Genomic DNA, 6,576 nt, shown 5'->3' with positions numbered 1-6,576 from the left:
AAACTAAGCTTCGCTGTTAGAACTCAACCTGTACGAGTGCCCACACAGATGATTGCTTTATATTGTTAAAGAACGTTTGAGATACTTTTGCGTCTCAAGGGCTGTGCATTCTACGCAAGCCGTTATTTTTGTCAACACTTAATTTTGAGAAAAGTTTAATTTTTCAAAACTCAGTCTTACTTGACTCAACCAACTCGTCGTTTTGCTTTTTTGTAAGCAGTCCGCCGTGTCGGTGGATGCGCATTATAGGGAGATCCGAATTGAGATCAACTGTTTTTTGAAGTTTTTATGAAAAAAATGACTGTTCGCGCAAAATACGAACGAAACGGGTAAAAATAGCACTAAATTACTCGTATTATGGCTATTTAGGCAGTGTTTTTTATAAATGAGCTTGTATTTAAGTTGTATAGAAGGTGATTTAACTATAAAAGAACGCGAATTGATCTTTATATGTGATCTTAATTGCTGGGTGCTAGGTGCTAGGTGCTAGGTGCTAGGTGCTAGGTGCTTCAAGATTGCATGGTAATGTTTGGGGTTGATAGAGCTGTTTTATTGATAGTGAATTTTTAGTAGTGAATTTTAGAAAGTAAAAAGCCGAGCATAAGCTCGGCTTTTTGGTGTCTTTACGACTTACTCTGCAGACTGCGCGTCTTCTTGAACTTCTTCGTTTGTCGCTGGGCGACCAACTAGTTCAATATAAGCCATTGGTGCATTATCACCAGCACGGAAGCCACACTTAAGAATACGAGTGTAACCACCAGGACGGTCTGTATTACGTGGACCGATTTCGCTGAATAATTTACCAACTACTTCATTATCACGCGTGCGAGCAAACGCTAAACGGCGGTTTGCTACACTGTCAGTCTTAGCCAGTGTGATTAAAGGTTCAATTACACGGCGCAACTCTTTAGCTTTAGGCAAAGTTGTTTTGATGATTTCATGTTTCACCAAAGAACCAGCCATGTTGCTGAACATCGCTTTGCGATGGCTGCTGTTACGGTTTAATTGACGACCACTCTTACGATGGCGCATGACCCTATCCTTCTAACTAAACTAATATAGTGATTTAGATTATTCAGCTAGGCTTGCAGGCGGCCAATTTTCTAGGCGCATACCTAGAGAAAGACCACGTGAAGCTAGCACGTCTTTAATTTCAGTTAGAGACTTCTTACCTAAGTTAGGCGTTTTAAGAAGCTCAACTTCAGTGCGCTGAACTAAATCACCGATATATTGAATTTGCTCGGCTTTCAAACAGTTTGCTGAACGTACTGTTAGCTCAAGATCATCAACTGGACGAAGCAGAATAGGATCGAATTCTGGCTTCTCTTCTTTCTCTTCTGGCTCAGTTACATCACGTAAATCTACGAATGCATCTAATTGCTCAGCTAAGATAGTAGACGCACGGCGGATCGCTTCTTCAGGATCTAGAGTGCCGTTTGTTTCCATATCAATGATTAACTTGTCTAAGTCTGTACGTTGCTCAACACGGGCTGATTCAACCGAGTACGCAATACGTTCAACTGGGCTGAATGATGCATCAAGCAGCAGACGACCAATTGGACGCTCATCGTCATCAGAGGATAAACGACTAGATGCCGGCACATAACCGCGACCGCGCTCAACACGAATACGCATGCTGATCTCGCTGCTATCTGTCGTAAGGTGACAGATAACGTGATCTGGGTTGGCGATAGTTACATCACCATCGTGCTGAATATCAGCCGCAGTCACAGGGCCTACACCAGATTTAGTCAGGGTCAGAAAAACTTCATCTTTGCCTTCTAAAGTTACTGCTAGACCTTTAAGGTTTAACAGAATTTCAATGATGTCTTCTTGTACGCCCTCTTTCGCGCTGTACTCATGCAATACACCGTCGATTTCTACTTCAGTTACTGCACATCCAGGCATAGATGATAACAGTATACGGCGTAAGGCATTACCCAAAGTGTGACCAAAGCCACGCTCTAATGGTTCTAAAACTACTTTAGAACGCGTTGGGTTGATAGCGTCGATATCGACTAACCTTGGTTTTAGGAATTCGGTAACAGAACCCTGCATTTTATCCTCTCTTAACTCTTAACTTTACTTAGAGTAAAGTTCGACGATTAGTTGTTCGTTAATGTCCGCAGACAGATCTGAACGCTCAGGTAGGCGCTTGAAGCTACCTTCCATTTTCTTACCGTCAACTTCAACCCAAGTCGGCTTTTCACGTTGCTCAGCCAACTCTAGAGCAGCGATGATACGTGCTTGTGTTTTTGACTTCTCACGAATTACAACAGTATCTTCTGGAGTAATTACGTATGAAGGAATGTTCACAACACGACCATTAACTAAAATCGCTTTGTGGCTTACTAACTGACGTGCTTCAGCGCGTGTGCTAGCAAAACCCATGCGATAAACAACATTGTCTAAACGTTGCTCTAAAAGCTGTAACAAGTTTTCACCTGTATTACCTTTAAGGCGAGCAGCTTCTTTGTAGTAGTTACGGAATTGCTTTTCTAATACACCGTAGATACGACGTACTTTTTGCTTTTCACGTAGCTGTAAACCGTAATCAGATAAGCGACCTTTACGAGCGCCGTGCTGACCAGGTGCAGTCTCAAGTTTACACTTAGAGTCGATAGCTCTTACGCCGCTCTTAAGGAACAGGTCAGTACCTTCACGACGACTCAGCTTGAGCTTAGGGCCCAAATATCTTGCCATGTTATTTCTCCTAACCTATTGTTAAACGCGACGTTTCTTCGGTGGACGACAACCATTATGAGGGATTGGCGTCACGTCAGTGATGTTGGTGATACGGTAACCAGCAGCATTCAAAGCACGTACAGCAGATTCACGACCTGGACCTGGACCTTTGATGAAAACTTCTAGATTTTTTAAACCGTATTCTTGAGCAGCAGTACCTGCACGCTCTGCAGCAACCTGAGCCGCGAATGGAGTAGATTTACGTGAACCACGGAAACCTGAACCACCTGCTGTTGCCCAAGATAGTGCATTACCTTGACGGTCGGTAATTGTTACAATAGTGTTGTTGAAAGAAGCATGAACGTGAGCCATACCATCAGCAACTTGCTTTTTAACCTTCTTACGACGAATTGGTGCTTTAGCCATAATCTACCCCACCTTATTTCTTGATAGGCTTGCGAGGACCCTTACGAGTACGCGCGTTAGTCTTAGTACGTTGACCACGTAGTGGTAACGAACGACGGTGACGTAGGCCACGGAAACAACCAAGGTCCATAAGGCGCTTGATATTTAATGTAACTTCACGACGAAGGTCACCTTCTACAGTGTACTTGCCAACTGCTTCACGCAATACGTCAAGTGTTTCGTCTGAAAGTTCACCGATTTTTGTGGTCTCGGCGATACCAGTCGCTGCTAAGATAGCCTTAGAGCGAGTCTTACCTATGCCATAAATAGCAGTTAAACCGATAACTGCGTGTTTATGATCAGGGACGTTAATGCCAGCGATACGGGCCACTAACACATCTCCTATATTTGAATTTGGTAATCATCTGTTTGAAAAGCCCGTAAGGATACTCAAACGAAGACCAAATCACAACTAAAAACACAGGCCGAGTAAATAACTCAGCCTGCACGACTGTTTAATTAGCCTTGCCTTTGCTTGTGCTTAGGCTCACTGCAAATTACGCGTACTACACCAGCACGTTTAATAACTTTACAGTTACGGCATATTTTCTTAACGGAAGCACGTACTTTCATTGCTCAACTCCGTAAAATGACCTTATCGACCGTAGCCTTTAAGGTTTGCTTTTTTCAGCACAGAATCATACTGATGTGACATCAGATGCGTCTGTACTTGTGCCATAAAGTCCATGATTACAACAACGATAATCAAAATTGATGTACCGCCGAAATAGAATGGCGTTTGCCATGCCATAGTCATGAATTCGGGCACCAGACAGATAAAGGTTATATACAAAGCACCTGCCAATGTCAGGCGTGTCATCACTTTATCAATGTATTTAGATGTCTGCTCACCTGGACGAATACCTGGGATAAATGCGCCAGATTTTTTCAGGTTATCTGCTGTTTCACGCGGGTTAAATACCAACGCGGTGTAGAAAAAGCAGAAGAAGATAATAGCCGCAGCTAAAACCATCGCATATAAAGGTTGACCTGGAGTCAACGTTGTAGCGATTGCTTGTAGCACATCAGCGACCGGACCTTCACCCTGGCCGAACCAGCTTGCAATTGTACCAGGGAACAGAATTATACTGCTAGCAAAGATTGGTGGAATAACACCCGCCATGTTTACTTTCAGTGGTAAGTGCGTGCTTTGAGCAGCAAATACCTGACGACCTTGTTGACGCTTTGCGTAGTTAACGACGATACGACGTTGGCCACGTTCAAAGAATACAACTAGGTAAGTAACAGCGAATACGATTACAGCAATCAATAACAGTACAAGTACATTCAGATCACCTTGGCGCGCCATTTCGGCTGTCGAACCAATAGCAGACGGCAGGTTAGCTACAATACCAACAAAAATCAGAACTGAGATACCGTTACCGATACCACGTTCTGTAATTTGTTCGCCCAACCACATTAGGAACATAGTACCAGTTACTAAACTCACTACAGCAGTGAAGTAGAAACCTATACCTGGGTTAACAACTAACCCGTCCATCATGCCCGGTAAGCTGGTAGCAATACCGATTGATTGGATTGTAGCAAGCACAAGCGTGCCGTAGCGTGTGTACTGGCTAATTTTCTTACGCCCTTGCTCACCTTCTTTCTTAAGCTCTATAAACGGCGGATACATATGCGTTAATAGTTGCGTAATAATCGAAGCCGAGATGTACGGCATAATACCCAGTGCTAACACTGAAGCGCGCTCAAGCGCACCACCGCTGAACATGTTAAACATTTCAACAATGGTGCCCTTTTGTTGCTCGAAGAAATCGGCAAGTACAGCGGCGTCAATCCCAGGGATCGGCACGAATGAACCTAGACGGTAAATAATGATAGCACCTAATACAAATAGTAATCGACGCTTCAATTCCGAAAGCCCACTTTGTGCACTTTTCATATCTTGACCTGGTTTAGCCATTAGTACTTCCTTAGTCTTCTACCTTGCCTCCGGCAGCTTCGATAGCTTCGCGAGCACCTTTAGTCACTTTAAGACCTTTAACGGTAACTGCGCGTGAAACTTCGCCAGATTTAACTACTTTAACGAACTGGATGTTCTTTTTAACTAGACCAGCTGCTTGTAACGCGTTTACGTCTACTACATCGCCTTCAACTTTAGCGATTTCAAAAAGGTTAACTTCAGTAGATACTAATGATTTACGTGAAGTGAAACCAAATTTAGGTAGACGACGTTGCATAGGCATTTGACCGCCTTCGAAACCAACGCGTACTTTACCGCCAGAACGTGATTTTTGGCCTTTATGACCACGGCCACCAGTCTTACCAAGACCAGAACCAATACCACGACCTAGACGTTTCTTTTCAGTTTTTGCACCAGCAGCAGGTGAAAGTGTATTCAAATGCATCGAATTAACCCTCAACCTTTACCATGTAAGAAACTTGGTTAATCATACCACGCACACATGCTGTGTCTTCTAACTCAACAGTGTGATTGATACGACGTAGACCAAGACCGCGTAATGTAGCTTTATGCTTCGGTAAACGACCGATAGAGCTCTTTACTTGTGTTACTTTTACAGTTTTATTAGCCATGGTTTACCCCGTGATTTCGTCAACGCTAAGACCACGTTTAGCAGCGATTGACTCTGGAGAGTTCATGTTCTCTAGAGCAGCAATCGTTGCACGAACGATGTTGATCGGGTTAGTTGAACCGTATGCTTTTGACAATACGTTCTGTACACCAGTTACTTCTAGTACTGCACGCATCGCACCACCGGCGATGATACCTGTACCTTCAGAAGCAGGCTGCATGTATACTTTAGAACCCGCGTGGCGACCCTTGATTGGGTGCTGTAGCGTGTTACCGTTAAGGTCTACACTGATCATGTTGCGACGTGCTTTTTCCATTGCTTTTTGAATAGCAGCTGGAACTTCACGTGCTTTACCATAACCAAAACCTACTTTACCTGCGCCGTCACCAACTACTGTTAGTGCAGTGAAGCTAAAGATACGACCACCTTTAACCACTTTAGACACACGGTTTACCGCGATTAGCTTTTCAGCCAAATCAGGCTGTTGTTGCTTTGCTTCTACGTTAGCCATTGTCTACTCCTAGAATTGCAGACCGGCTTCACGCGCTGCATCAGCAAGCGCCTTCACACGGCCGTGATATTTAAAGCCACTGCGATCAAAAGCAATCTTTTCGATGCCTTTGTCAGCTGCACGTTCAGCAACCGCTTTACCAACTGCTTGAGCAGCTGCAACGTTACCTGTGCCTTTAACTGTTTCGCTAATTGCTTTTTCAACAGTAGAAGCAGCAGCCAGTACAGTACCCTCAGCAGTAACTACTTGAGCGTAAATGTGACGTGGCGTGCGGTGGATAACAAGACGCGTTGTGCCTTGTTCAATGTAATTTCTACGAGTGCGCTTAGCACGACGTAGACGAGCTGTTTTTTTATCCAT

At 43.9% G+C, this 6,576-nt stretch carries 11 protein-coding genes; all 11 read right to left on the bottom strand.

Annotation, left to right across the window (positions count from 1 at the left end; genetic code table 11):
• Positions 1-630: 630 nt before the first annotated feature.
• Entirely contained in the window at positions 631-1,032 is a 402-nt protein-coding gene (gene rplQ, locus ISP07_RS13265) for a 50S ribosomal protein L17 (protein WP_004589197.1), read from the bottom strand.
• 39 nt (positions 1,033-1,071) lie between these two features.
• A complete protein-coding gene (locus ISP07_RS13260; RefSeq protein WP_004589198.1) occupies positions 1,072-2,058 on the bottom strand; it encodes a DNA-directed RNA polymerase subunit alpha in 987 nt (328 codons plus the stop codon).
• A 24-nt stretch (positions 2,059-2,082) separates the two neighbouring features.
• The gene (gene rpsD, locus ISP07_RS13255) at positions 2,083-2,703 is read right to left on the bottom strand and encodes a 30S ribosomal protein S4 (RefSeq protein WP_036974007.1); all 621 of its coding nucleotides are present in this window, start codon (positions 2,701-2,703) and stop codon (positions 2,083-2,085) included.
• Positions 2,704-2,724: 21 nt separating this feature from the next.
• The gene (rpsK, locus tag ISP07_RS13250; RefSeq protein ID WP_036974009.1) at positions 2,725-3,111 is read right to left on the bottom strand and encodes a 30S ribosomal protein S11; all 387 of its coding nucleotides are present in this window, start codon (positions 3,109-3,111) and stop codon (positions 2,725-2,727) included.
• A 13-nt stretch (positions 3,112-3,124) separates the two neighbouring features.
• Complete coding sequence (gene rpsM / locus ISP07_RS13245) at positions 3,125-3,481, bottom strand: 30S ribosomal protein S13 (RefSeq protein ID WP_036974011.1); 357 nt, start codon at positions 3,479-3,481, stop codon at positions 3,125-3,127.
• 128 nt (positions 3,482-3,609) lie between these two features.
• A complete protein-coding gene (rpmJ, locus tag ISP07_RS13240; RefSeq protein ID WP_002959476.1) occupies positions 3,610-3,723 on the bottom strand; it encodes a 50S ribosomal protein L36 in 114 nt (37 codons plus the stop codon).
• Between the two features lie 22 nt (positions 3,724-3,745).
• Positions 3,746-5,074 (bottom strand): preprotein translocase subunit SecY, encoded by a 1,329-nt coding sequence (gene secY, locus ISP07_RS13235; protein ID WP_036974013.1) that lies wholly within the window; start codon positions 5,072-5,074, stop codon positions 3,746-3,748.
• A 10-nt stretch (positions 5,075-5,084) separates the two neighbouring features.
• Complete coding sequence (gene rplO / locus ISP07_RS13230) at positions 5,085-5,519, bottom strand: 50S ribosomal protein L15 (protein ID WP_054554386.1); 435 nt, start codon at positions 5,517-5,519, stop codon at positions 5,085-5,087.
• Between the two features lie 4 nt (positions 5,520-5,523).
• The gene (rpmD, locus tag ISP07_RS13225; RefSeq protein WP_016710201.1) at positions 5,524-5,706 is read right to left on the bottom strand and encodes a 50S ribosomal protein L30; all 183 of its coding nucleotides are present in this window, start codon (positions 5,704-5,706) and stop codon (positions 5,524-5,526) included.
• Positions 5,707-5,709: 3 nt separating this feature from the next.
• The gene (rpsE, locus tag ISP07_RS13220; RefSeq protein WP_036974018.1) at positions 5,710-6,216 is read right to left on the bottom strand and encodes a 30S ribosomal protein S5; all 507 of its coding nucleotides are present in this window, start codon (positions 6,214-6,216) and stop codon (positions 5,710-5,712) included.
• Between the two features lie 9 nt (positions 6,217-6,225).
• On the bottom strand, positions 6,226-6,576 hold the full coding sequence (rplR, locus tag ISP07_RS13215; RefSeq protein WP_036974021.1) for a 50S ribosomal protein L18: 351 nt from the start codon (positions 6,574-6,576) through the stop codon (positions 6,226-6,228).

Origin of the sequence: Pseudoalteromonas sp. PA2MD11 (assembly GCF_017808125.1) — a bacterium.
Classification (GTDB): domain Bacteria; phylum Pseudomonadota; class Gammaproteobacteria; order Enterobacterales; family Alteromonadaceae; genus Pseudoalteromonas; species Pseudoalteromonas simplex.
This window is presented reverse-complemented; position numbering and strand designations above follow the sequence as displayed.